This is a genomic window from Flavobacteriales bacterium (genome assembly GCA_030584065.1).
GTDB lineage: Bacteria > Bacteroidota > Bacteroidia > Flavobacteriales_F > PHOS-HE28 > PHOS-HE28.
This window is the reverse complement of record CP129489.1, coordinates 2,286,224-2,312,342: the sequence shown is the minus strand read 5'-3', so window position 1 is coordinate 2,312,342 and position 26,119 is coordinate 2,286,224. Positions and strand designations below refer to the sequence as shown.

Annotated in this window: 21 protein-coding genes; 11 read left to right on the top strand and 10 right to left on the bottom strand. The window is 64.6% G+C overall.

Going from position 1 to position 26,119, the window contains the following annotated elements; genetic code table 11:
* Nucleotides 1-69 precede the first annotated feature (69 nt).
* Nucleotides 70-1,704, top strand: a complete 1,635-nt coding sequence (locus tag QY325_09750) for a CTP synthase (GenBank protein WKZ65046.1) — start codon at nucleotides 70-72, stop codon at nucleotides 1,702-1,704.
* Between the two features lie 41 nt (nucleotides 1,705-1,745).
* On the opposite strand, the gene QY325_09745 is transcribed toward QY325_09750, so the two are convergent.
* From QY325_09745 to QY325_09730, 4 genes are all read right to left on the bottom strand, one after another.
* Nucleotides 1,746-3,227, bottom strand: coding sequence for a T9SS type A sorting domain-containing protein (locus QY325_09745; GenBank protein ID WKZ65045.1), 1,482 nt, complete (start codon nucleotides 3,225-3,227; stop codon nucleotides 1,746-1,748).
* Nucleotides 3,227-3,658, bottom strand: coding sequence for a hypothetical protein (locus tag QY325_09740; GenBank protein WKZ65044.1), 432 nt, complete (start codon nucleotides 3,656-3,658; stop codon nucleotides 3,227-3,229). Before QY325_09740 ends, QY325_09745 begins: the two co-directional genes overlap by 1 nt.
* A 68-nt stretch (nucleotides 3,659-3,726) precedes the next feature.
* The gene (locus QY325_09735; GenBank protein ID WKZ65043.1) at nucleotides 3,727-5,205 is read right to left on the bottom strand and encodes a hypothetical protein; all 1,479 of its coding nucleotides are present in this window, start codon (nucleotides 5,203-5,205) and stop codon (nucleotides 3,727-3,729) included.
* Nucleotides 5,202-5,576 carry a hypothetical protein gene (locus tag QY325_09730; protein ID WKZ65042.1) on the bottom strand — a complete coding sequence of 125 codons (375 nt, stop codon included), beginning with the start codon at nucleotides 5,574-5,576 and terminating at the stop codon, nucleotides 5,202-5,204. Before QY325_09730 ends, QY325_09735 begins: the two co-directional genes overlap by 4 nt.
* Nucleotides 5,577-5,745: 169 nt before the next feature.
* Between QY325_09730 and QY325_09725 the strand changes: the two genes are divergently transcribed.
* From QY325_09725 to QY325_09710, 4 genes are all read left to right on the top strand, one after another.
* On the top strand, nucleotides 5,746-5,901 hold the full coding sequence (locus tag QY325_09725; GenBank protein WKZ65041.1) for a hypothetical protein: 156 nt from the start codon (nucleotides 5,746-5,748) through the stop codon (nucleotides 5,899-5,901).
* Between the two features lie 139 nt (nucleotides 5,902-6,040).
* A complete protein-coding gene (gene yidC, locus QY325_09720) occupies nucleotides 6,041-7,921 on the top strand; it encodes a membrane protein insertase YidC (protein ID WKZ65040.1) in 1,881 nt (626 codons plus the stop codon).
* Nucleotides 7,922-8,032: 111 nt separating this feature from the next.
* Nucleotides 8,033-8,572 carry a DUF6438 domain-containing protein gene (locus tag QY325_09715; protein ID WKZ65039.1) on the top strand — a complete coding sequence of 180 codons (540 nt, stop codon included), beginning with the start codon at nucleotides 8,033-8,035 and terminating at the stop codon, nucleotides 8,570-8,572.
* Nucleotides 8,573-8,692: 120 nt separating this feature from the next.
* Entirely contained in the window at nucleotides 8,693-10,933 is a 2,241-nt protein-coding gene (locus tag QY325_09710; GenBank protein ID WKZ65038.1) for a S46 family peptidase, read from the top strand.
* A 45-nt stretch (nucleotides 10,934-10,978) separates the two neighbouring features.
* Here QY325_09710 and QY325_09705 read toward each other — a convergent pair whose 3' ends face one another.
* A complete protein-coding gene (locus tag QY325_09705) occupies nucleotides 10,979-11,782 on the bottom strand; it encodes an EI24 domain-containing protein (GenBank protein WKZ65037.1) in 804 nt (267 codons plus the stop codon).
* Nucleotides 11,783-11,866: 84 nt separating this feature from the next.
* Between QY325_09705 and QY325_09700 the strand changes: the two genes are divergently transcribed.
* The 3 genes from QY325_09700 to QY325_09690 all read left to right on the top strand — a co-directional run bounded on the left by QY325_09700 (nucleotide 11,867) and on the right by QY325_09690 (nucleotide 15,767).
* Nucleotides 11,867-12,421 carry a DUF5606 domain-containing protein gene (locus tag QY325_09700; protein ID WKZ65036.1) on the top strand — a complete coding sequence of 185 codons (555 nt, stop codon included), beginning with the start codon at nucleotides 11,867-11,869 and terminating at the stop codon, nucleotides 12,419-12,421.
* A 122-nt stretch (nucleotides 12,422-12,543) separates the two neighbouring features.
* The gene (locus QY325_09695) at nucleotides 12,544-14,532 is read left to right on the top strand and encodes a T9SS type A sorting domain-containing protein (GenBank protein WKZ65035.1); all 1,989 of its coding nucleotides are present in this window, start codon (nucleotides 12,544-12,546) and stop codon (nucleotides 14,530-14,532) included.
* A gap of 20 nt (nucleotides 14,533-14,552) precedes the next feature.
* A complete protein-coding gene (locus QY325_09690; GenBank protein ID WKZ65034.1) occupies nucleotides 14,553-15,767 on the top strand; it encodes a M20/M25/M40 family metallo-hydrolase in 1,215 nt (404 codons plus the stop codon).
* Here QY325_09690 and QY325_09685 read toward each other — a convergent pair whose 3' ends face one another.
* The 5 genes from QY325_09685 to murB all read right to left on the bottom strand — a co-directional run bounded on the left by QY325_09685 (nucleotide 15,768) and on the right by murB (nucleotide 22,002).
* The gene (locus QY325_09685) at nucleotides 15,768-16,394 is read right to left on the bottom strand and encodes a plastocyanin/azurin family copper-binding protein (protein WKZ65033.1); all 627 of its coding nucleotides are present in this window, start codon (nucleotides 16,392-16,394) and stop codon (nucleotides 15,768-15,770) included.
* Between the two features lie 85 nt (nucleotides 16,395-16,479).
* Complete coding sequence (locus tag QY325_09680; protein ID WKZ65032.1) at nucleotides 16,480-18,663, bottom strand: DPP IV N-terminal domain-containing protein; 2,184 nt, start codon at nucleotides 18,661-18,663, stop codon at nucleotides 16,480-16,482.
* Between the two features lie 63 nt (nucleotides 18,664-18,726).
* Complete coding sequence (locus tag QY325_09675; GenBank protein WKZ65031.1) at nucleotides 18,727-19,800, bottom strand: cytochrome c peroxidase; 1,074 nt, start codon at nucleotides 19,798-19,800, stop codon at nucleotides 18,727-18,729.
* Nucleotides 19,801-19,836: 36 nt separating this feature from the next.
* Nucleotides 19,837-20,898, bottom strand: a complete 1,062-nt coding sequence (locus tag QY325_09670) for a cytochrome c peroxidase (GenBank protein ID WKZ65030.1) — start codon at nucleotides 20,896-20,898, stop codon at nucleotides 19,837-19,839.
* Between the two features lie 84 nt (nucleotides 20,899-20,982).
* A complete protein-coding gene (murB, locus tag QY325_09665; GenBank protein ID WKZ65029.1) occupies nucleotides 20,983-22,002 on the bottom strand; it encodes a UDP-N-acetylmuramate dehydrogenase in 1,020 nt (339 codons plus the stop codon).
* Nucleotides 22,003-22,101: 99 nt separating this feature from the next.
* Here murB and QY325_09660 point away from each other — a divergent pair, with 99 nt between their 5' ends.
* The 3 genes from QY325_09660 (at nucleotide 22,102) to QY325_09650 (ending at nucleotide 26,069) form a co-directional block, all read left to right on the top strand.
* Entirely contained in the window at nucleotides 22,102-22,356 is a 255-nt protein-coding gene (locus QY325_09660) for a hypothetical protein (protein WKZ65028.1), read from the top strand.
* Between the two features lie 492 nt (nucleotides 22,357-22,848).
* The gene (locus QY325_09655) at nucleotides 22,849-23,871 is read left to right on the top strand and encodes a hypothetical protein (protein WKZ65027.1); all 1,023 of its coding nucleotides are present in this window, start codon (nucleotides 22,849-22,851) and stop codon (nucleotides 23,869-23,871) included.
* Nucleotides 23,872-24,062: 191 nt separating this feature from the next.
* The gene (locus QY325_09650) at nucleotides 24,063-26,069 is read left to right on the top strand and encodes a tail fiber domain-containing protein (protein WKZ65026.1); all 2,007 of its coding nucleotides are present in this window, start codon (nucleotides 24,063-24,065) and stop codon (nucleotides 26,067-26,069) included.
* Nucleotides 26,070-26,119 lie beyond the last annotated feature (50 nt).

Sequence of the window (26,119 nt, the reverse complement as noted above, 5' to 3'; positions counted from 1 at the left end):
GCGTCCCGCCGCCGCGGCCTATCTTTACGCCCCGTGATCGCGGCTCGTCCAGGAGCCCTCTCACCAGCGATGACGGGCTCCACCAAGTACATCTTCGTCACCGGCGGGGTGACCTCCAGCCTCGGCAAGGGCATCATCTCGGCCTCCCTGGCCAAGCTCCTGCAGGCACGCGGCTTCACGGTCACCATCCAGAAGCTCGACCCCTACATCAACGTCGACCCCGGCACGCTCAATCCCTATGAGCACGGCGAGTGCTTCGTGACGGAGGACGGCGCTGAGACCGACCTCGACCTGGGCCATTACGAGCGCTTCCTCGATGTGCCCACCAGCAAGGCCAACAACGTCACCACCGGCCGCATCTACCAGAACGTCATCAGCAAGGAGCGGCGCGGCGAGTACCTCGGCAAGACCGTGCAGGTGATCCCGCACATCACCGACGAGATCAAGCGCCACATCCAGGCCTTGGGCCGCAAGGGCATCTACGACTTCGTGATCACCGAGGTGGGCGGCACCGTGGGCGACATCGAGAGCCTGCCCTACGTGGAGGCCATCCGCCAGCTGAAGTGGGAGAAGGGGCGCGACTGCCTCACCATCCACCTCACCCTGCTGCCCTACCTGCAGACCAGCGGAGAGCTGAAGACCAAGCCCACCCAGCACAGCGTGAAGGAGCTGCTGAGCCTGGGCGTGCAGCCCGATGTGCTGGTGTGCCGCACCGAGCACCCCATGCAGAAGGGCATGAAGGAGAAGATCGCGCTGTTCTGCAACGTGGACGCGCAGGCGGTGATCGAGAGCCGCGATGCGGAGACCATCTACGACGTGCCTCTGCTGATGCAGGAGGAGGGGCTGGACCAGGTGGTGCTGCGCAAACTGGGCATCGACGGTTATCCGGAGGCCGACCTCACGGCCTGGAAGGACTTCCTGCGCCGCTACAAGCAGCCGCAGTACGAAGTGCACATCGGCCTGGTGGGCAAGTACGTGGAGCTGCACGATGCCTACAAGAGCATCAAGGAGGCGCTGGAACATGCCGGCGCGGCCAACGAGACCAAGGTGCACATCAAGTGGGTGCACAGCGAGAAGCTGAACGCCAAGAACGTGGCCAAACAGCTCGCGGGCCTCAGCGGCATCCTGGTGGCGCCGGGCTTCGGGCATCGCGGCATCGAGGGCAAGGTGGAGGCCATCCGCCACGCCCGGGAGAACGGCATTCCCTTCCTGGGCATCTGCCTGGGCATGCAGTGCGCGGTAATCGAGTTCGGGCGCAACGTGCTGGGCCTGGAGGGTGCCAACAGCACCGAGATGAACGCCGATACCCCGCACCCCGTCATCGCCATGATGGAGGAGCAGAAGAACGTGGAGAACAAAGGAGGCACCATGCGCCTGGGGGCCTACCCCTGCAAGCTGGGCGAAGGCAGTCTGGCCCTGCAGGTCTATGGCCGCAAGGACATCACCGAGCGCCACCGCCACCGCTACGAGTTCAACAACAGCTACCTGGAGAGCTACAAGAAGGCCGGGATGCTGGCCACCGGCATCAACCCGCAGGGCAAGCTGGTGGAGATCGTGGAGGTCAAGGGGCACCCCTGGTTCATCGGCGTGCAGTTCCACCCGGAGTACCGCAGCACCGTTGCCCGCCCGCACCCGCTGTTCATCGGCTTTGTGGAGGCGGCCACCAAGGCGGCGGTGAGCAAGGGCGAGAAGGCGGAAGCGTAGGAGGAGGGCGCATGTGCGGAGGGGGACAGTGCCAACACCCTCTAACGTTCCACGCTCACCCGCACCACCACCGGTGCCTTCTCCCCCACCTGCGCACGCAATAGGTAATGGCCATCGGCAAGCCCCGTGGCATCCACGGGCATCCTGTCGGCGATGGCCGAGGTAGTGCTCTTGCGTACCACACGGCCTTGAACATCCAGCCATTCCAGCGAAACTGGACCTGTTGCACCGGAAAGGCGCAGCTCGCCGGCGCCGGTTACCGGGTTTGGTTGCACAATGGCCAATCGATTGGAGGTTGGATCACGGACTCCCATCGGCCCCAAGGGCGGCGGGTCATTGTAGCGCTTGATGAAGGAGGGGAGCCCGGATGACTCACTGGTCGACACAAAGCCGTCATGCACGTATTCGCATTGCGGAAAGGGCAGGTCAGGTTCGTTGATCACGCCTAGGCTTTGCGTGTAGTGGCTCATGTAAATCCGCGCATCAGGAGCCTGGCTGAGCACGTTGGCGGTGATCCCGGACAATCCGTCTATCACATAGCTGTCCATGAGCACGGGCAGGAGGTTCGGATTGCTCGCCTCCAGGTCATACTGGTAAAGGGCGTGATAGCTCTCCGTCTGGTCGCCTGAGATTGACCATTGCACAACGTATAGAATGCTGCCGGAGGGACTGAACTCCACGCCATCCACCCGCGTGTTGATGTCCAGCGTGTGCTGGTGCTGGATCAGACCCGTACTGGGGTCGAACGTGTGGACCTCAACGATGCTTGGCTCAATGGTGGGTCCGCCATAGTTGAGGGTTTCTGAGACCGACACGAAGCGGGTTCCACCAACGGTGGGGATCATTTTGCCGTTCTTGAAATGCATGGGAATCACCGCGCCAGCATTGCTGATCACTGGCGTGGAGGAAAGGCCTGCACTGGAGATCAGGTAGGCATGATATGCGTTGGTGCCCGCCATTTGCCCCACGAACCAGTAGTCCTCCCCGTTAGCATGAGGAATCACCATGCGCTTGCACGCTGCCCCATTCATGAACCAAGCGTATTCCGCGCTCAGCACCTGCGGAGGATCGGTGGCATTGCCCAGGAAGATCTCCAGCATGCCGAAGCGATGGGTCTCCACCCATGGGATTCGATTCCATGCAATCAAGTAGGCACGCTCCGAATCGCCCGGTTTGGGAATGAAGATGGCTGACTGTTGCAGCCCAGAGAAGTACCCATTGAAAGTCGGGTTGCCCGGCATGAGTTCGTGGTCCGTGCCCCGTACACCGATATCGCCCCCACCGCCCCCACTGTCCGTGAAGTAAGCGAGCAAATTCCCTGCATTATCACTTAAACTGGACGTCGCGGTGGTTGAAACAGATGGCAGGTTCACAGGTGCTCCACTGGCGAAGGAGATCCAATCGTTGCTAAAGAGCCAGTTGGCGTTGCGTAGTTGACCTCGGGCCAGAGCAGGCAGCGAGCAAAGCAAGATGGAGGCGAGCAACTTAGTGCGCATTCTCCGGGCAAGGTGTGCTGTCTTCATCACTCGGAGATTCGTACTTCATTGCCATCCACGCCGGTGTAGTAGGTAGTTCCGCCGCAGTCAAAGGGTCTGCCTCCAGCGCAAGACGTACTGCCTGCGAGAGGAAAGTTGATGCAGTCAGTCCCGCAGTGGATCTTGAAGCCGTACCAGGCATAGCCGCTCGGCGGGTTGTAGGTATTGCTATTGCCGGCGGTCACCGTAATGCAGGCCGTTTGCTGGCTCCCTGGAGGTGTGCATGTGGTGGAAATGAAAGGGTTCAGAGAAAAGGCTTGCCCGGTATCGTTGTAGATGGTGATGGTTTGCGCCTGTGCTTCGCGCCCTTGCGTCGGCATAAGCACGAACAGGGTTGCCATCGAGAGCAGTCTCGTGAATGATACAGCGTGAGAATCGCTGAACGCAGAGCGCTTCAGTAGGGGGGGCAGCAACTTCATGGCGTTGAGGTTCTGGAGGGTTGAAGCTAATTCCAACGAGTCCGGAAACAAGAAGTCCCAACCAGCCATTATTCCTCTACGCTCACGCGAAGGACTACGGGTGCCTCGTCTCTTGGCATCGCGCGGAGCAGGTATTGCCCCGCCGCAAGACCACCGGCATCCAACGCTACCCGATCGCCTTGCACCGTGCGTGCCTCGCTACGCACCAAGCGGCCCTGAGCATCCATCCATTGCAGCGCCACCGCTCCACTTGCACCGGGCCACCGCAACTCGCCGTGGCCGCTAAGCGGGTTGGGTAGCACGGTGGCTGCGGCAGGTGCGGTACGGCCACTGATACCCATCGGCCCCAAGGGCGGCGGGTCGTTGTAGCGCTTGATGAAGGAGGGCAGGCTGGGTGGAGGGTTGGCTGCCAAGTAGCCGTCATGCACATAATCGCATTGCGGGTAGGGCAGGTTCGGCGCGCTGATCACGCCCATGCTTTGCGTGTAGCGGCTCATGTAGATGCGGCCATCGGGTGCATGGCAGAGGATATTGGTGCTGTACCCGCTCAATCCGCCTATCACATAGCTGTCCATCAGCAAGGGTGAGAGGTTCGGATCGCTCGCCTCCAGGTCATACTGGTAAAGCGCGTGATAGCTCTGCGTTTGGTCGCTAGAAATCGACCAATGCACCCCGTACAGGTATCTGCCGGATGGACTGAACTCCACGCCGTCTGCACGGGTGGTGATATCGAGCGTGTGCTGATGCTGGATGATGCCTGTGCTGGGGTCGAAGGAGTGGATCTCAACGATGCTTGGCACGATGACTGGTTCCCCGGTGTAGCCGCTCGTTTCTGAGACCGAAACGAAGCGAGTGCCTTCGACGGTCGGAATCAGCTTCCCGTTCCCGAAATTCAATGGTACTAGGGCGCCGGCATTGCTGATCACCAGTGTGGTTGAGAGGCCCAAGCTGGTGATCAGGTAGGCATGATACTCATTCGCGCCTGCCATTTGCGCGATGAACCAATAATCCTCACCGTTCGCATGAGGCACCACCATTCGTTTGCACGCGGCACCTTCCATGAACCAGGTGTACTCGGTGCTTAGCACTTGCGGGGGATCGGTAGCATTGCCAAGGAAGATCTCCAGCAGGCCGAAACGGTGTGTCTCTGCCAAGGGGATTCGGTTCCACGCGATGAGGTAGGCCCGTTCCGGATCGCCGGGTTTGGGTACGAAGATGGTGGACTGTTGTACCGCAGTGAAGTGCCCATCAAACGACGGATTGCCAGCAACAGGCACGTGGTCAGCGCTCCATATCCCAACTCCGCTGCCACTGGCTGTGAAGTAGACGAGCAAGTTGCCGAGGGTATCGCTGAGGCAGGCCGCAGCGGAAGTTGTTGGCGACGGAGGAAGGTTCTCGGGAGCTCCATTGGCGAAGGAGATCCAATAATTGGACAAGAGCCAGTTCGCATTGCGCAATTGACCCCTGGTCAGGGCAGGGAGTGCAAGCACCAGGATGCACACGAGTGCATTGCCGAACGTTATCGGATGGTTTGGCGCGGTTCTCATAGCTCGTAGATCCTGACCTCGTTGCCATCCACGCCGGTGTAGTAGGTGGGCCCACCGCAGTCAAAGGGCCTGCGAGATCCACCACACGATACACTACCCGCCGGAGAGCCCGGGCAGCCGAAGTCGCAATAAATCTTGAAGCCGTACCACACACCGGAAGGGGGCGTCCAGGTCGTGCTGCTGTTGGCAGCGACGGGAAAGCACGCCGTGCCCTGTGTCCATGGTGGTGTGCAAGAGGCGGCATAGAACGGGTTCAGGTAAAGAGCCACTCCGGTGTCGTTGTAGATGGTGATGGTCTGCGCCTTCGTTTGAGCAAAGGGTGCAAGCGTGAAGAGGATCAGGGCAAGGACCGGGAGGAGGCGCGTGAACAATCGCTTATTCCCTTTCGAGCCAGCGATTCCGTTCAGATCTGTGCCGGGGGGGGCAGATGTGTCATGGCATTTGGTCATGGAGGGATGAAGCTAGTGCAGGGAATGTCAAACCAAGGGCCGCGGCTACGATTTCAACAGCGCCTGCCTCGAGGTCTGCCAGAAGCCCGGCATGCGCGCCACGGGCCTGAACCCGCAGGGCAAGCTGGTGGAGATCGTGGAGGTGAATGGCCATCCCGGGTTCGTGGGCGTCGTTCCACCCCGAGTAGCGCAGCCCGGTGGCCAAGCCGCACCCGCTCTTCATCGCGTGCGTGAAAGCGGCCAATGAAGCAGGTCGAGCCGGTCGTGGGGAAGGCGCAGGCCTGATCGCCACCCACGCCCCGCCCGCCCTCCGCGCCCACTACCGCTGCCCGGCTATCTTCGCCCGCCCTCGCGAAGCCCTACCCGCGGAAGGTCAAACCCAAGGAATGGACAGGAATTCAGTCATCGGCATCATCCTCATCGTGGCCATCCTCTTCGGCTACACCCTATGGACCATGCCCAGCGAGGAGGAGCGTGCCCGCTATGCGCGTGAGCAGGACAGCCTGGCGCAGGTAACCGCCCAGCAGCTGGCCGCGGAGGCCGAGGCCAAGCAGGCCGTTTCACCCGCCGAGGCGCCGCCGGTGGCGGCCCTCCCCGATAGCCTCTCGCCCGCCGATTCGGCCCTGGTGGACAGCTTGCGGGCCGCCGCACTCACCAAGCGCTACGGTCCCTTCGCTCCGGCCAGCCAGGGCGAGGCCAAGGATGTCACCATCGCCAACGAACGCCTGCAGGTCACCCTCAGCACGCATGGCGCCCGGCCGCTGGTGATGCTGCTGAAGGAGTACCGCACTTACGGGCAGAAGCCGCTGGTGCTGGCCGATCCCGACTCGGGCACCTATGAGCTCAAGTTCATCGTGGGCGCCGCCGATCTCAGCACCCGCGACCTGTACTTCAGCGCGGAGCAGCTCGGTCCCGACGCGGTGCGCCTCACGGCCCCCACCACCGACCCGGCGAAGAGCCTGCGCATCACCTACCGCCTCGACAGCGCCTCCTACTTCATGCACGCCACCATGGAGTTCGCCGGCATGAAGGGCGAGGTGGACCCCCGCAACCTGCTGTTCCGCTGGGAGATCGCCGGACTCAGCAACGAGAAGCACCAGCCCAGCGAGGTGCAGAAATGCGGGGTCTACTACAAGTACTTCAACGACGATCGCAACTACCTCAGCGAGACGGACGCCGACCAGCTGCGCCTCGAGGGCCGCACCAACTGGGTGGCCTTCAAGCAGAACTTCTTCACGGTGGCCATGGTCAGCGAGGAGGGCTTCTCCAGCAACGGCAGCGAGGTGGCCATCACTCCGCTCACCGCCGCCACGCACACCAAGCACTACGCCGCCAAGCTGCTCTTCGAGAAGGGCCGCGATGCGGAGCCGGCCGTGGCCATGCGCTACTACCTCGGCCCCAACCATTTCGGCACCCTGCGCCGTACGGAGATCGCCGACTTCCAGAAGATCATGGACCTGGGCTGGGGCATCTTCGGCTGGATGAACCAGTGGCTGGTGATCCCCATCTTCAACTGGCTCGACGGCTGGGGCTGGAGCTATGGCATCATCATCCTGGTGCTCACCGTGGTCATCAAGCTGCTGCTGATGCCGCTCACCTACAAGAACCTGGTCTCCAGTGCCAAGATGCGCGTGCTCAAGCCAGAGATGGACGCCATCAACGAGAAGTTCAAGGATGGCGACCAGCTGAAGAAGCAGCAGGCCACCATGGACCTCTACCGCAAGGCCGGTGTCAACCCCGCCAGCGGCTGCGTGCCCATGCTCATCCAGCTGCCGGTGCTCTATGCCATGTTCCGGTTCTTCCCGGCCAGCATCGAGCTGCGGCAGGAGCGCTTCCTCTGGGCCGATGACCTCAGCAGCTACGACAGCATCTTCGAGTGGAGCCAGTACATCCCGCTGCTCAGCGACAGCTACGGCAACCACATCAGCCTATTCACCCTGCTCATGGCGGCCAGCACCATCGTGTACTCGCTGATCAACCAGAAGCAGATGCCCACCCAGCAGGGCATGCCCAGCATGAAGCTGCTCATCTGGCTCTTCCCCATCATGATGCTGTTCTTCCTGAACAACTTCAGCGCGGGCCTCAGCTATTACTACCTGCTGGCCAACATCATCAGCATCCTGCAGATGACCGTTCTCAAGAGCTGGTTCGTGGACGAGGGCAAGCTCCGCCTACAGCTCGAGAGGAACATGCGCACGCCGAAGAAGAAGAGCAAGTGGCAGCAGCGCCTTGAGGAGATGCAGAAGCAGCAGCAGCGGCGGAAGTGAATCCGTGGGGGATGCCCCTGGAGGCGACGGCCGGCCTGCCCGCTGTGCCGGGCGAATGAATAGGTTTGGGCAGGGCGGCCGCTGAGGCACGCCATTCGCTAAGCACGCATCATGAAGCACATCATCCTGCTCTCCTTGGCCGCAATGGCCTTGGCCTGTTCCGGCAACCGCCAGGCCTCGGCCGGTGACCCCGGTCCCGACCCTGAGCCCGCCGCCGCCGCAACGCCGGCTCCTGCCGTGCCGCAGCTGGGCGGCGCCGCGCCGGCCGATTCGCTCTTCATGAGCCTGGAGCGCACCCCGTGCTTCGGGCCTTGCAAGGCCTACCGGATCGACCTGTACCGCTCGGGCTATGCCGTGTACGACGGCCGGCTGAACATGGAGAAGGAGGGGCGCCATGCTGCGCGCATCGGCGCCGACACGCTGCGCACCATCCTCGCCTTGGCCGAGGAGAAGGGCTTCTTCGCCATGCAGGACAAGTACGACGCCGAGGTCACCGACCTGCCCAGCACCTTCCTGCGCATCGCCGCCAACGGCAAGGACAAGCGCGTGATGGGGCGCGTTGGCCAGCCGCAGGCCTTCAAGCAGCTGGTGGCCGACATCGAGGCCCTGCTGCTCCCGGTGCCTTGGAAGCCCTTGCAGACGGAACCCTAGGGCCCATCACACCGTGCTCCGTTGGTCCCTCAACCGTCCGTCACGGAAGGGCGAACGGGCTACATTTGGCGCCCCTGCCGGCGCGATACGGCCGGTACGGACCGAACCAACCCCTCAAGCATGAAGAAGTTCCTTTCCCTGTTCCTGGCCGCCGTGGTGGCCCTGGCCGCCAATGCCCACGAGGGCATGTGGCTGCTCACCAAGCTCAAGCAGGTCAACGAGGCCGAGATGCAGAAGCTCGGCTTCAAGCTCACCGCCGAGGACATCTACGACATCAACAGAAGCGGGCTCAAGGACGCGGTGGTGCGCCTTGGCCGCGGATTCTGCAGCGGGGAGATGGTGAGCGCCGAGGGCCTCTTCCTCACCAACCACCACTGCGGGTACGATGCGGTGCAGGGCCTGAGCAGCGTCCAGAACGACTACCTCACCAACGGCTTCTATGCCATGGACCGCAAGCAGGAGCTCCCCGCCGGCTTCAGCGTGAGCTTCCTGCAGCGGATCGATGATGTCACCGCCCAGGTGATGGCCGAGCTCAACGATGGCATGACCGAGGACCAGCGGAACGAGAAGATCCAGGAGGTGGCCGGCAAGCTGAAGGCCGCCGTGGGCAAGGAGAACGGCCTGAGCGCCGACTTCAAGACCATGTTCGAAGGCAATGAGTTCTACCTCTTCGTGTACAAGACCTACCGCGATGTGCGCCTGGTGGGCGTGCCGCCCAGCGCCATCGGCAAGTTCGGCGGCGACACCGACAACTGGATGTGGCCCCGCCATACGGGCGACTTCTGCCTCTTCCGCGTCTACACCGGCCCCGATGGCGAGCCCGCCGACCCCAGCGAGGCCAATATCCCGTTCAAGCCCCGGCACCACTTCCCCGTGAGCATCGCCGGCGTGAAGGAGGGCGACTTCGCCATGGTGATGGGCTACCCCGGCAGCACCGACCGCTTCCTCAGCAGCCACGGCGTGAAGCTCGCCCTCGACATCGAGCAGCCCAGCCGCGTGAAGATCCGCGGGAAGAAGCTGGAGATCATGAAGCAGGACATGGACGCCAGCGATGCCGTGCGCATCCAGTACGCCAGCAAGTACGCCAGCATCAGCAATTACTGGAAGTACTTCATCGGCCAGCAGCGGGGCCTTAAGCGCCTGCGGGTCTATGACAAGAAGAAGTCCCAGGAGGAGGCCCTGATGGCATGGGTGAGCGCCGACGCCGGCCGCAAGGCCAAGTACGGCGAGATCATCAGCCTGCTCGAGCGCGGCTACTCCGACCGGGCCAAGTTCGAGAAGGCCAGCACCTACATGGAGGAGGCCGCATTCGGCAGCGAGATGGTGGTACTGGGCTTCCGCCTCATGGGCCTCAAGGGCCAGCTGGAGAGCGACCCCAAGGATGCCGCCAAGGTGAGCGCTGCGGTGGCGCAGGTGCAGGCCATGGCCGAAGATTTCTGGAAGGACTATAACCCCGCCACCGACGAGAAGGTGACCGCCGCCATGTTCGCGCTCCTGCGCAGCGATGTGGAGCGCGACCTGCAGCCGGGCGTCGTTTCCACCATCGAGAAGAAGTTCAAGGGCAATACCGAGGCGTGGGCGAAGGCGGTCTTCGCCACCAGCCTGCTCACCGACAAGAAGCGCCTTGAGGCCTTCCTGGCCAAGCCCACGCTGAAGGCGCTGCAGAAGGACCTGGGCTTTCAGGCCGCCGAGAGCTGCCTCAACCACTGGCGCAACGTCATCGGGCCGGCGGTCGGCGCCACCGAGGACGACATCCAGAAAGGCTACCGCCTGATGGTGGCGGCCATGCGCGAGATGGAGCCGGGCAAGAGCTGGTACCCCAACGCCAACAGCACCATGCGCCTCACCTACGGCACGGTGGGCAGCTACGTGCCGATGGACGGCGCCTTCTACAGCTTCGAGACCACCCACAAGGGCATCCTGGAGAAGGAGGACCCCACCAACGATGAGTTCATCGTGCCCGCCCGCCAGAAGGAGCTGCTGCTGAAGAAGGACTTCGGCCGCTACGCCGATGAGACAGGCAACCTCATCACCTGCTTCATCAGCAACAACGACATCACCGGCGGCAACAGCGGCAGCCCCGTGCTGAACGGCAATGGCGAACTCATCGGCATCGCCTTCGATGGCAACTGGGAGGCCATGAGCGGCGACATCGCGTTCGAGCCCGAGCTTCAGCGCACCATCAGTGTGGACATCCGCTATGTCCTGTGGTGCATCGATAAACTGGCCGGCGCCGGCCACTTGGTGAACGAGATGACGGTGGTGGAGCGCAAGCCGGCGGAAGAGCCCAAGGCCGAGGCCCCCGCACCCGTGCCCGCCCCTGCGCCTGTGAAGGGCTCCGCGAAGCCCGCTCGGAAGTGATCGCGGACCGGACGATACGGAGCGGCGGCCCAAGGGCCGCCGCTCTCATTCGATGGGCAGGCGGGCGCTCCCCTCGCGCTCCACGGTGCTGATCACGGCGCCAACGCTGGCCATCAGCGGGGCCATCATCAGGCCGATCAGCGGCACCTTCATCAGCAGGCTGAGGCAGGCGCCGTTGGCGATGACGGCCCCGAACTGCGCATTCACCGCGCGGGACCGCTCCCCGATGCGCATGCGGCGGCGCTCGTACACGTAATCGAACATGGAGAAGCCATAGAAGTAGGCCGAGACGGTGAAGAGGAGGATGAAGCTCACAGGGCCCGCAATCGGCAGGAAGAAGGTGGCCACCCAGACCACCACCGAGACCAGCAGCTCCAGCACACCGTTGCGCAGCGCGATGAGCGCGCCCCGGAAGGCATCCCTCATCAGTTGCCCCCAGCTGAAGGGATAGGCCCGGCCCGTCAGGCGCTCCTCGGCCAGTTCGCTGGCATAGGCGAAGAGCGGGGAGAGCAGGATGAGCACCAGGTACTTGTTGGCCACGAAGAGCAGGTAGATCACGCCCAGCCGCACCGTCCAGCGCACCAGCCAATGGCTCGCGCTGTTCAGCCAGCCCTTGGCCTCCTGCATGGCCTCGTGCTCCTGGGCATCAGCCTCGAGCCTCAGGTTGGCCGTTGCCCAGGCTGCCGCCTGGTCTACGGCGGCTTCCATGGCCCAGATGAAGCCGATGGTGAGCACGATCCACAGGGCGGCGGGCAGCAGGTACATCCAGGCCATGCCGTTGCGACGGATGAAGCCGTGCGCCCGGAAGAAGCCGGAGAACCCGCGCTGGAGGTCGCTGGAGAACGCCATGATGCGAAGATGGCGGCTCCGGGCCCGCATTGCATCGTTAAGTTTGCCCCGGCCCCGCGACCGATTCGCGTTGGCCATGCGCCAATGGACCTCAGCAAGATCATCACCATCACCGGCAAGCCAGGCCTTCATCGCGTCGTTGCCCAAGGCCGCCAGGCGGTCATCACCGAGTCGCTCGTCGATGGCAAGCGCAATCCGGTGCCCATGAGCGTCCGCATGAGCAGCCTCGATGAGATCAGCATGTTCACCACCGGCGAAGACGTCCCGCTGAAGGAGGTGCTCTCCAGGCTGTACGAGGCGAACGGCGGCGGCGAGGCGGCCGATCCGAAGGGCGATGATGAGGCGCTGTGGGCGGCGCTCACCAAGGCGCTTCCCACCGCTGACCGGGAGCGTATCTATCCCAGCGATGTCCGGAAGCTCTTCACCTGGTACGGCCTGCTGCTGAAGGCGGGCGAGTTCGCCAAGGCCGATGCCGCCAAGGGCAAGGAGCCGGAGCACAAGGAGGAGGCCCCAGCCAAGAAGACCGTGGAGAAGGCGGTGAAGAAGAAGGCCGATGCGGCCGCCAAGGTGAAGCCAGGCGGCACCAGCGCGGCCCCGAAGGCCGCCGCCGTTCGCAGGGGAGGCCAGCGCGGCAGCTGAGGCCCCCGGGCGTCGGTGCCAACATGCGGGAAGACCCGTCCGTTGGTCTTCAAGGCCAGCGGAAACCATGGCATGCTCCAGGCGGTGACTCCCCTAACTTTCCCGCCCCTGCGCCAGGAACCATGAACCGCATCCGTACGCTCTCCGTCCGCACGCTCATCCTCCTCGGAACCATCGCCACCATCGGCCTGCTGGTGGCGTGGGACCAAGGGGCCCTGCCCAAGGCGAAGGCCTATCACACGCCCGCCGAGCTGGAGGCCTTCCGCGGCGGCGGCCAGGGCCTGGCCAGCGGTGCCAACAACTTCTTCCGCGCAAGCGGCGACTGCTACGGCTGCCACGGGCCGGACAACGTCGGGCCGGTCTTCGCCAACCGCGATGCCAACGGGCATGACGTGAACACCATGGACGACTGGCGCAGCACCATGATGGCGAACAGCGCCCGCGACCCCTTCTGGCGCGCCAAGGTGAGCCACGAGGTGAGCGTGAACCCCAGTCATCAATCGGCCCTGGAGGACAAGTGCACCAGCTGCCACGCGCCCATGGGCCGGCACGACAAGTTCATGATGGGCCTCGGGCATTACAGCATCGCCGAGATGGTGCAGGACCCCGTGGCGCTCGACGGCGTCAGCTGCATCGCCTGCCACATGCAGAGCGCCGACAGCCTCGGCCTGCACTTCAGCGGTGAGCTGCGCTTCGACCCCGGCGTGGTCTATGGCCCCTACGGCGATGACGATGATCCCCCCCTCTTCGGTGCGCCCATGGAGAGCTTCGTGGGCTACAACCCGCTGTACGGGGCGCATGTGAACGAGGGTGCCTTCTGCGCCGGCTGCCACACCCTCGTCACCGAGACGGCCGACCTCGAGGGCAACCTCACCGGCGACACCTTCGTGGAGCAGGCCACCTACCACGAGTGGGTGAATTCGGCCTACAATACCGAGGCGGATCCTGAGAACGGGGTGAGCTGCCAGGCCTGCCACATGCCGCGCACCAACGATGCCATCGTGATCTCCGCGCTTTACGACTTCCTAACCCCACGGAGCCCGTTCGGGAAGCACCACTTCGCCGGCGCCAACGTCTTCATGCTGAACCTGCTCAAGCACAACATCGCCGAGCTGGAGCTCACGGCCAGCTCGGTCCGCTTCGACAGCACCATCGCGCGCACCACGCGCATGCTGCAGCAGCAGACGCTCCTGCTGGAGACCTTCGTGATCGACCGCACCGCGGAGACGGCGTGGATCGATGTGAAGCTCACCAACCTCGCCGGCCACAAGTTTCCCAGCGGCTACCCGGCGCGTCGGGCCTTTTTGGAGCTGCACGTGAAGGACTCCGATGGCAACACCATCTTCCGCAGCGGGAATTGGGACGGCACCTACGAGGTGGTGGGGCATGATGCCGATTGGGAGCCGCACCACGATGTGATAACCAGTCCGGATCAGGCCCAGATCTATGAGATGGTGATGGGCGACGTGAACGGCGACAAGACCACCGTGCTCGAGCGCGCGCTCTTCCCGTTGAAGGACAACCGCCTCACCCCGCTGGGCTTCACCACCAGCCATCCTTCCTACGACACCACGCTCATCGCCGGGGTCCCTGCGGAGGACATCGACTTCAACCGCGATGAGAACGGCTTGGAGGGCAGCGGCTCCGACATCACCCACTACCAGGTGCCGATGAACGGCTACTCCGGCGCCATCACCGTGGAGGCCCGCGTGTGGTACCAGTCCGCACCGCCGCGCTGGATGGAGGAGATGTTCGCCTTCAGCACTCCCGAGATCGACTCGTTCCGCGATATGTATGAGGCGGAGGACGGCTCGCCCGTGCTGGTGAAGGAGAAGGTGGTGGTGGACATGAGCCTGGGCCTCGACAACCTGGCGGAGGCGGGCATACGCGTGTTCCCCAACCCGGTGCGCGACGGATTGCTGCGCGTGGAGGGCCTCGATGCGCGCACTGCACGCATCACGGTGCATGACCTGAAGGGCGCGCGCATCGCCGAGTACAGGCCCGGCGGCGAGCGTTCCTGGACGGTGAGGCTGCCTCAGGGCGCTGCCACCTACCTCGTCACCATCGAGGCAGGGGGCCGCCGGTTCGTGGAGCGCGTGGTGGCCTACTGAGAACGCGACTACCTTTAGGCATGCGCCTCCACCTCCTGCTCCTGCTGCTCCCGCTCGCCCTGGCGTTCCGCGTCCATGGTCAGCATCCTGTCATCCAAGCCGTGATCGAGGAGGTGCGCATCGACTCCATGATGCGCTGGGTGGGCGAACTGAGCGGTGAGGTGCCCGTGCGCATCGCCGGTACCGAGCACACCCTCCTCAGCCGGCACAAGAACAATCCCGGCAACGACCTCTCGCAGGCCTGGCTGGAGCAGAAGCTCATGGAGCTGGGCTATGCACCGGTGCTGCAGCCCTTCAACGCCACGGGGCGCAACATCCTCGTGACCAAGCCGGGCAATGGGGCCACGGAGGAGATCGTGATCATCTGCGCGCACTACGATGCCATGCCCGGCAGCCTCACCAATGCCCCTGCAGCCGACGATGATGGCAGCGGGGTGGCGGCGGTGCTCGAGGCCGCGCGCGTGCTGCGCGACATCGACTTCGTCCATCCCATCGTCTTCGCCCTGTGGGACGAGGAGGAGCAGGGCAAGATCGGCAGCGCCTTCTATGCGGGCGACATGGCTGCGGACGATGCCCTCATCAAGGCGGTGGTGAACATGGATGCCATCGCCTACGACGGCAATGGCGATGCCAAGGCCCGCGTGCACACCCGCTCCATAGCCAATTCGCAGGCCATCGCCGATACCGTGTTCTCCGTGCATGAGCAATACGCCATCGGGCTCGACCTCATCCGCACCGATCCCGGCGCCACCTACAGCGACCATGCATCCTTCTGGACCGAGGGCTATGGGGCGGTGCTCATCATCGAGGAGTTCAACGCCGACGGCAATCCGTTCTACCACACGCCCAATGACCGAGTCCAGCACTTCGATGTGCCCTATTACGAGAAGCTCGCCAAGCTGAGCATCGCCTCCACCGCGGCCCTGGCCGTACCCGTGGCGCTCGGCACCGGCATGGCGCAGCGCGCGGTGCCGGTGCCCGGGCTCCATGCCCACCCCAATCCGGCCGTCGGCGATGCCACGGCATGGGTGGAGCTCCATTGCACGGCTCCGGCGCGCCTGACCCTGGCGGATGCCATGGGGCGCGTGGTGCGCGTGATTCACGATGGGCCGCTCCCGGCGGGCAGCTCCTCCTTTACCGTGCCCTTGAGCGGGCTGCCATCCGGTGGCTACGTGTTGCGCGTCGAGGTCGCGGGTGCGGAACCGGCATCCAAGCGGATCATCCGGCTGCCCTGATCACTGCTTGGCGAACGGCTTGGCGGTCATCCGGCCGTCCGCGTCGGTGAGCAGCACGAAGTAATTAGCAGCAGGGAGCCCCGACACGTCGAGGAAGACCGGGCCTGCCTGCTGCACCCCTGCGCTGCCCACCACCTCGCCGTTCAAGCTGATGATGGAGACCTGGCGCAGGGTGATGCTCCCGGCCTCGATTGTCAGCCGGTCAGTAGCCGGGGAGGGATAGACCCGCACGCCAGCGCCCGCCTCTTCCACGCCGGCGATGCCGGTGCTCGGATCCACCACGGTGATGGATCCGAATTGCGTGGCCGAGTGGCCCGGTTGCGTGCAATGGTAGTTGTAGGTGCCCGGCACCGTGAAGGTGAACTGGTAATTCCAGCCACCGCTGGCGGCGTTGCCGGAACTGAAGCTCTGCGGATTGCCTGGGAAGAGCGTTTGATTGCCATTCACATTATGCGTACCGCTTACGTTGGTCCACCGAACGATATCCCCCGCGTTGATCGTGATGTTCTGTGGGCTGTAGTAGGGGGAAGTGCCGCCGATGCTGCTGCCGCCCACAGAGACGTTCCATGTGGTCTGGGCCAGGGCGGCGAACGGGAGCAGGCTGAGCAGGAGTAGCGATTTGCGCATGAGCGGAAGGGGATGTGAGGCGGTGAATCTACCCCAGGCAACACCCGGGTTCGCGCCGTAGTTCGCCCGGGTCTTGGGTTCGTGATCAGGGCCGGCCCGGCCCGATGCGGGCATCGATATAGCCGAGGACCTTCTCCATCAGGTGCAGCCGGTCCTTGCCGCGCACGTTATGGCCGTGGCCGGGGTAGTTGAAGAAGTCCACCTGGACACCGGCGCTCACGCAAGCCTTCAGGAACGCATAGCTGTGCTCCGGCAACACCGTGTCGTCCTTCCCCCCGGTGATGATGAGCAAGGGGTCCTTCAGGTCCTTGCAGAGGGTTGGCAGGGTGGTGACGGCGTAGCCATCGGGATTCTCGGCTGGCGTATCCATGTAGCGCTCCCCGTACATCACTTCGTAGAGGCGCCAGTCCATAACCGGGCCGCCCGCCACGCCCGCCTTGAAGGTGCCGGGGTGACGGGTGAGCATGGCCGTTGTCATGTGGCCGCCGTAGCTCCAACCATGCACGGCGATGCGCTCGCCGTCAACCCACGGCTGCCGCTTGAGCCATTCTACGCCCCGCAGCTGGTCGCGCACCTCCACCACCCCGAGCTGCCGGTGGATCACTTGCTCGAAGGCCTTGCCGCGGTTCGGGGTTCCGTGCCCGTCAACGGTCCACACCAGGTAGCCGCGCTCCGCGGCATGCAGCATCCACGGCGAAGCGCCGCCCAGGAAGGCGTTCGACACGAGCTGCACATGCGGACCATTGTAAACGTAGATGAGCACCGGGTACCGGCGGGCGGGGTCGAATCCGCTCGGCTTGATGATCCTGGCATTGAGCCTGTCTCCGTTCTCGCCATCGATGGTGAGCAGCTCCACCCTTCCGGCGGCCAGCGCGGAGAAGGGGTCCTTCGCATTCACCAGGGTCTTCAGCACGGAGCCGTTGCGGGTGCTGCGGATCACGCTGCGGTTGGGCACGTCAAGGCTGCTCCAGGTGTCGATCACGTGGGCGCCGTCGCTGCTGAGCTGGCCGTGGTGCGAGCCCGGCTCGGCGGTGAGGCGGAGCGTCCGGCCCGTAGCCAGGTCCACGCGGTAGAGGTGCGTCTCCAGCGCGCCCCTAGGGTCGGCGGAATCGATGGTTGCCGTGCCCTCCACGATGGCGAAGGACTCCTTCGGGTCGAGGCCCACGATGCGCTCCACCTCCCAGGCGCCCTTGGTGAGCTGCCGCACCAGGCCCTTGCGCAGGTCGTAGAGGTAGAGGTGCTGCCAGCCGTCGCGCCGGCTGCGCCAGATGAACTGCGTGGGGCGGGTCTTCAGGAAGCGCGCCGGCTGCAGCGGTTCCAGGTACTTGTCGTCGCGCTCGGTGAATACGGTGCCCTTGGCTTCGCCGGTGGCGGCATCGTAGCGCACCATGCGCAGGTTCTGCGTCGCGCGGTCCAGGTGCGCCACCAGCAGGTGCTGCTCATCCGGCTCCCAGCTGATGTTGGTGAGGTATTGGTCAATCGGCTCACCGGTCTTCAGGAACACGGTGTTGCCCGAGTTCACGTCATGAACGCCGATGGTGACGTGGTGGCTGGCCTGTCCGGCCATCGGGTAGCGGATGGCATCGAAGGTGCTCGGCTGCGTGCCGATGTCCTCGAGCTGGTAGGTGGTGACCATCGATTCGTCCATGCGGTAGAAGGCCAGCTTGCCGCCCTTCGGCCCCCAGAAGAGGCCCTTCTCCACGCCGTACTCGTTGCGATGCACGCTCTGGCCGTTCACGATGCCGTTGCCGCCATCGCTCGTGATCATCGTGGGTTTGTTCTTGCCTTGGCCTGCGCGCATCACCAGCACGTTGTCGTCATTCACGAATGCCACGGCGCCGGAGCCGGGCTCGATCTCCTCATGACCGGCACCAGCCTCGATCCTTGTCACGGCCTGCAATTCGGACTTCGCGATGTCGTAAGCATAGAGCCGCTGGTTGTGCAGGAAACGGAAGCGGTCACCGGCTTGCCAGGTGATCATCGGCCAGCCCTTCAGCTTAGCGCTGTCGGGCAGCTGCGCGTTCAGCGTGCCCAGCTCCACCAGCGTGCGGTCAGTGGTCTTGCCCAGGTCGCCGCGCATCAGCTGTTCGCCTTTGACGTAGCTGTACCGCTGGGCGCCTTCCACCCACTGCAGTCCGCGCAGGCGCTCGGGAGCCAGGTCGGTGCCGGCCTTCAGCACGGCATCGCGCAGGGTGAGGGGCTGCTGCTGCGCATGGGCAGCGTGAAGGGCCACGATGAGGGCCAGTTGCAACAGGAGGGTTCGGCGCATGGGGATGGGGATGAACGATTCCGCGGGTGCGCCGCGAAGATGCCGAACAGCGCGGAAGCGGCCTCAGTGCGGGTCGCTGAACGCCGGATCGGTGACGAACCGCTGGTCCGTGAGGGCGTGCATGAAGGCCACCAGGTCCGCACGATCCTGCTCATCGAGGTCTATCTGGCCGCCGGTCCACGGCCACATGTGGTTGTCGAGGTTGGGCGTGCTCAGCACCACGCTGTCGGCATAGAAGCGCACCACCTCCTCCAGGGTGGCGTAGCGGCCATCGTGCATGTAGGGCGCGGTGAGGCTGATGTTGCGGAGGGAGTTCACCTTGAAGCGACCCCGGTCCTGCGTGAGGCCGGAGACCTCGGCCAGGCCGCCATCGGGGCCGGGCGGCAGGCCCACGTTGCGCAGCGCATGGTCCTGGAAGAGCGGCGGCATGTGGCACAGGTCGCACTGGGCCTCGCCCGTGAAGAGCTCCCAGCCGCGCCGTTGCGCCGGCGTGAGCGCCGAGGAGTCGCCGCCGTAGAAGTAGCGGTCGAAGGGCGAATCGAAGCTGAGCAGGGTGCGCTCGAACTGCGCGATGGCCTGCACGACCCGCATGCTGTCGATGTCCGGTGTGCCGAAGGCCCTGCGGAAGAGCTCCGGATAGTCCGGCAGCCGGCGGAGTCGCTCCTCCACCACGGGCCAGGTATTCCGCATCTCGCGGTGGTTGGTCACCGGCGCGAGGGCCTGCGCCTCCAGCGAGGCGGCGCGGCCGTCCCAGAAGAAGAAGTGGTCCCACGCCATGTTCTGGATGGGCATGGAGTTGCGCGTGCCCATGCTGCCGTCGGTGCCGGGGGAGAAGCGCCGCGGATCGCTGAAGGCATGCTCCTGCTGGTGGCAGCTGGCGCAGCTCAGCATGTAGTTGTCGGAGAGGGCCTTCTCGTAGAACAGGCGTCGGCCCAGTGCCACGCCTTCCACGGTGAGCGGATTGCTGATGGGGAGGTTGATGGGGTGGGGCTGGGCCAGCGCCCATGCCGGAATGGCGAGGTCCAAGGGCGTGGGGCCGGTGGAAGCCTCTGGCGATTCCAGCGCGGGATCCTTGCGGCAGGCTGTGGCGAGCAGCGCGCAAGCAAGTGCGATCGCGGTGGTGCGCATCGTGTGCATGGCATGCGAAGATCGCACGGATGCACGGCTCCTGGCTCAATCCAGGGGACCGAATGCCGGCTCGACGAGGAAGGCCGAGTCCGTGAGCGTCCGCAGGAAGGCCACCAGGTCCGCGCGGTCCTGCCGGCTCAGGCGGATCCGGCCCTCCCGCCAGGGCAGCATGTGCTCGTCGAGGGTGGTGGCATCGGTCCGCACGCCGTCGGCATAGAAATCAACCGCTTCCTCCAGCGTGGCAAAGCGGCCATCGTGCATATAGGGGGCGGTGACGGCCACATTGCGGAGGCTGGGGGTCTTGAAGCGGCCAAGGTGCCAGGGGAGCCCCGTGCGCCCGCCGAGGCCGGGGTCCTTGGGCACGCTGTCCAGGCCGATGTTGGCCACAAGATGCCCCTTGAACAGCGGAGGCTCGTGGCAATCCACGCAGTGCGCGCGGGTGAAGAAGAGGTCCTTGCCGCGCCGCTCCTGCATGGTGAGCGCATCCGTCTGCTTCAGGTAGAAGTACCGGTCGAAACGGGAATCCAGCGAGACCAGCGTCCGCTCGAACTGCGCCAGGGCGAAGGCGATCCGCAGGCTATCGATGCGGTTGTCGCCGAAGGCGGCGGCGAAGAGCGGCGGATAGCGCGGCGACCGCCGGAGCCGCTCGCTCACGGCGGGCCAGTCGGTCCCCAGCTCGCGGTGGGCGGTCACGGGCTCGAAGGCCTGCAGCTCGAGGCTCAGCGCGCGCGCGTCCCAGAAGAAGAAGTGGTCCCAGGCGAGGTTCATCAGCGGCAGGCTGTTGCGCAGGGTGCGCAGGCCGTGCATCCCCGTTGAGCGGGGCACGCTGTCGGCGAAGGCGAAGCGCTGGACGTGGCAGCTGGCGCACGAGAGCGCCCCATCGGCGCTCAGGGCCTTATCGTAGAAGAGCGCCCGGCCCAGCGCGGCGCCTTCCACGGTGAGCGGATTGTCGTACGGGTACTCGAGGCGCAGCGCGGTATCGGCAAGCGCCCACGCCGGAAGGCTGAGCCGCAGCGGGGTGGGGCCGGGCGCCTTCGCATCCGGCAACGGCCGATGGCACGCCGCGAGGAGGAGCGTGATGGCGCCGAGGACCGCGCGCAGGGACATGCCACGAAGATCGCCCACGCGCATCCGCCTCCAACCGGTTGGCATTCGCCGCTCCGCATGAACGGGGCGGCCGGCCTCCGCCATTCAGATCACATTCACCTCGCGCTCCAGCTCCACGCCGAAGCGCTGCTGCACGCTGCGGAGCACCTGCTCGCTGAGGTCCCAGACCTGGCTGCCTGTGGCGCCGCCATGGTTCACCAGCACCAGCGCCTGTCGCTCGTGCACCCCGCAGCCGTCGATGCGCCGCCCCTTCCAGCCGCATTGCTCGATGAGCCAGCCTGCGGCCAGCTTCACCAGCCCCTCGCCCGCAGGGTAGGTGGGGGCATCGGGATGCGCGGCCTTGATGCGCCGGGCCAGCGCCTCAGGCACCACCGGATTCTTGAAGAAGCTGCCCGCATTGCCCAGCACAGCGGGGTCGGGCAGCTTGCTGCGGCGGATAGCGATCACCGCGTCGCTCACATCACGGATGGTGGGGGCGGTGATGCTGCGGCGCGCCAGCTCGTCCCGGATGTTGCCGTAGGCGGTGCGGAGCGCATGGTGGCGCAGGGTGAGCCGGAAGGTGACGCTGAGGATGATGAAGCGGTCGCGCCCTTCGCGCTTGAAGAAGCTCTCGCGGTAGCCGAAGCTGCAATCGGCGCGGTGGAAGGTCACCAGCTCGCCGTCGCTCACGCGCAGCGCTTCCAGCCGTTCAAAGCAATCCTTGATCTCCACGCCGTAGGCCCCGATGTTCTGCATCGGCGCGGCGCCCACCTTGCCGGGGATGAGGCTCAGGTTCTCCAAGCCGCCCCAGCCCTGCGCCACCGCATGCATCACCAGGGCATGCCATGCCACGCCGGCGCCGGCCTTCACCCACACATGGTCGTCGGTGCGCCGCTCCACGGCGATGCCGGGCACCTCATTGAGCAGCACGGCACCGGGGTAGTCACGCGTGAAGAGCACGTTGCTGCCGCCGCCCAGCACCAGGCGCGGCATGCCGGCGAGCTCCGGCGCCGCCAGCAGGGCGCGGAGCTGGTCCGCGTCGGCGAAGCGCGCCAGCCGCTCGGCCCGCGCGGCGATGCCGAAGGTGTTGAAGGGCCTCAGGTCGGCGTGGGCGATCAGCTGCATGCGCTGCAAGATTAACGGTCCGACTACCCTGCCTCAGGGCGTGTCCGGACCTGTTGTGCACAGACGGCGGATGAAGATGCCGGCAGCGGATGGGGCCGCGTGGGCGATTGGGCCGGCGATCTTTCCAGCCGCCGGCATTGGAGCGACAATCCGGGTGTGGCCTTCAAGGACCGCTTGCGGTTCATCTTCACCAGTGCCTACATGGGCATGCCCTCTGGCGCTGGGAGCCAGGAGGGCTTGGAGGCCATGCGGATCTTCCCGGCCTGGTCGGACCAGGCCTTCGTGGGCATCGGCGCCTTCCATGCCGCACTCCGTGTACATCGGTATGATGGCCGCGAGGAGAACCGGGCCTGAGCGGCTTCGACCGCGATTTGTTATTTACCCATGAATAGCTATTTTCAGCCCATCAGTGCCATGGAGCGCAAAGGCATATTCCAATCCGTTCCCAACGCAGAGCCAACATTGAACGGGCAGCGATGCGCGTGTGGCGTGCTATCGCCTCTCTCTCTTTCTCTCTCTCTCTCTCTCTCTCTCTCTCTACAATGACGCGGCCTGCAAAGGCCACCATAGAGAAGCCCCCGGTGCTAGGAACACCAGGGGCCTCGGTTACTCATGTCCCACTCAACCCAGGTGAATAGGTAAACGAAACAGAGCATTGCAAAGATAAGGTGCCACCGCCGAGCCACCCAGGCAGCACCGGGCCGTGCATACACGGTCTTTTGGCGGAGCCTTGCCGAAGCCCGCGACGGCCAAGGACCTGAAAGGAGCGGAAGAGGACCGGGACGATGCTACCCTGAGCTAGTCGAAGGGTGCTACCCGGCCGATACGAACAAGAACACGAACGCGATGAACACCTCCATCACGACCCACGACCGGCATGACCTCATGCGCGCTGCGGTGCTTGTGGCGGCGGCGTTCTGCATACCCTACACCACACACGCCCAGAACCTGGTGCCCAACCCGGGGTTCGAGGAGACGGATAGCTGCTGGCACACACTCGGGTTGGGTGCTCTGCAAGATTGGTATAGCGCCTTCCTCACTCCAGACCATCTGCAAAACTGTTTGCCATATGGATCGGTGAATGGGATACCAATGAATCTCTGGACTTACCAACAACCCTACGAAGGCAATTCATGCGTCGGGATATTCACCTACCACACCGACGGATCGAGCGAACAGCGCGAATGGATCATGGTGCCTTTGTTGGAGCCGATGGCGGTGGGCCAGACCTACTACTGCAGTTTCCGGATGAATGCCGCCTTTGGGGGCAATGCGCAGTATCCTCAGATCTGGTTGGCCAACAGCAACGTGGGCATGCTCTTCACCACCTATAACGGGCAGTGGAATGGGGGCGATCCTTACCCGGCAGCGTTGAACCAAGCGCATGTGCGCTACACGCAGGTGCTGACCGATACGGTGGGCTGGACCTTGGTGAGCGGCAGCTTTGCGGCGGACAGCGCCTACCAGTACCTGATGATCGGCAACTTCTTCAGCAATGCCCTTACGGATACGCTGCACTTTGCGGACCCGAATTCAGTGTTCCCTTGGTATCCGCGCGGTTACACCTTGATCGATGCGGTGTGCGTATCGCCCAATCCGGCGGGTTGCGATCTGGGGCAGGGCGTGGGTGAGGAAGGAGCCGACAGCCCGGTGCTGTTCCCCAATCCGGCACACGACCAGTTGGTGGTGGGCCGGCGCACTAGGGCGCGGCTGGTGGCCATGGATGCCGTAGGGCGCGTGGTCTGGCACGGTATGGTGGAAAGTGATCGCTGGGTGTTGCCCGTTGGTGCATGGGCGCGTGGCGCGTATGTGCTGCGCTTGGAGTGGAGTGGGCGCACGGAAGTACACAAGTTCGTACTGGCTGAATAGGGTAACATCGTTCCGGTCCTTTCGAAGAACAACAAACACGAAAGGACATGTTTACAACAAGAAGTTACAGGCACCTCATATGGGGTGCATTGGTGCTGGGCGCGAGCCATGCACAGGGACAGAGTTCAATCCTGGGCCACAATGGAGGGACAGGGGACCATTTGGGCTGGGATGCCCTAACGCCGCAGGCCTTGGAGGTTCGGCATGATGGGAATTTTCCGATCGACTGGTACACGAACGCGATCCAGCGGATGCGGTTGAACCCCTCGTGGACCACGACGATCGGTGCCTTCCCCCCACAGGATGCGAGCGGCTACCTGGGCCTTTGCCCCACGGGTACGATCTGGAACGGCAATCCGGGCGCCTTCAGCCGGCTGCATTTGAGCGATGGCACCACTCCGCAGCAGGGCAGCCACCGGCCCTGGATGCGCAACGGGATCGCCTTCACGGGCAACCGCGACCATGGGTACCTGGGGCAGAAGGCGAATGGAGCGGACAACACGGACATGGTGCTGCATTGGAGCGACAACCCTGGTGTGGCCTTCAAGGACCGCTTGCGGTTCATCTTCACCAGTGCCTACATGGGCGTGCCCTCTGGCGCTGGGAGCCAGGAGGGCTTGGAGGCCATGCGGATCTTCCCCGCCCGGTCGGACCAGGCCTTCGTGGGCATCGGCGATTACTACGCGGGCAACCTGCTCAGCGGCGGCGCCATCACCGAGCCGGAGGAGCGGCTGGAGGTGCTCAACCGGACGATCCGCCTCCGGAGGCTGATACCTGATTACAACAACGACACGATCACGCGCGTGCTGGTGGTGGACACCACCGGCCGGATCCACTGGCGCCGCATCTCCACCTTCCCGGTCACCACCGGCGGTACCGGCTGCACGTGGGGCTACAATAACGGCCCTGGGGCGCTCAACATGTACATCGCTTCGCAGTTCAATCCGTCGGGCTGCCCTGGCGACCACAACACGGTGGGCATCGGCGCCGGTGCGAATGCGGAGAAGCTCCTGGTGCAGCACCATGATCCGGTTGGCTCCAACATCACCACGGCCGCCAAGTTCGATATGCAGGGCACCAAGCCCGGGGCCATCCTGCGGGGCGTGGATGCCGTGGTCATCGGCGGCAGCCCGGGCAATCACGGGGTGTATTCGCTCGCCTGGAATGCAACCGGCGAGAACGCCTGCTACTTCGCCCACAACCGCATCAAGGAGTCCACGGCCAACCTGTTCAATTACGGCATGAAGGCGGACATCATCGTGGAGAACGGGTCCACCAGTGCCGAGACCTACGGCGCCAAGCTGGATGTGGGCACGGGCGATGCGGCCACCCAGCTCTTCGGCGTGCGGGCCACGCTGGACGCACCATACGCCGACACCACCGTGTATGCGTTCTATGCCAGCGTGCTGCACCCGGGGGTGCAATGGGCGGGTTGGTTCAACGGCCGGGTGTTCGCGCAGGCCACCTATGGCCTATCGGACCAGGCGGTGAAGACGGGCGTGGCTGATGCGGATGTGACGGCGGTCTCCAACGCCCTGGCGGCATTGCCGGTTCATACTTATGCTTACAACCAGGAGCAATTCCCTGAGCTGGGCCTGCCCGGCGGCCAGCACACGGGCGTGCTGGCCCATGAGATGGAGCAGTTGTTCCCGGAGCTGGTGACGAATGCCACGGTTCCGGCTGAGCTGGACTCCACCGGCGGCGTGGTGAGGCCGGCCCGGTCCTTCAAGGCGGTCAACCTAACGGGCCTGGTGCCCCACCTTGTGGCGGGTTATCAGGCAAGCAGCCAGCGCATGCAGGCGCTGGAGGAGCAGGTGGCCGCTCAGTCGGCCCAGCTCGCGCAGCTTGCGGCCCAATTGGCGGCCTGCTGCGCAGCCGGCCCCACGGACGCCGATCAGCGCTCAGGCGCTGCGGATGAGCGGCTGAGCCCCGCCCAGGAGCGCCTGCTCCGCATCGCGCCCAACCCCTTCGCCGACCGCACCACGCTCCATTGCACCTTGGAGCGCGCGGGCCGCATGCAGCTGCTGGTGAACAGCTCCGATGGCCGCGACCTGCGGGTGCTGAGCGAAGGCCAGCGCGCAGCGGGCGAGTTCCAATACGAGTGGACCACGGCTGATCTGGCCCCCGGCGTGTACTACGTGACCCTGCTGCTCGATGGCGAGCCGCTGGTGAAGCGTGCCGTGAAGGTGGGGCGGTAGAGCGCAGCGAATCGGAAGAACGGCCCGGAGTCCCCCTCTGGGCCGTTCTT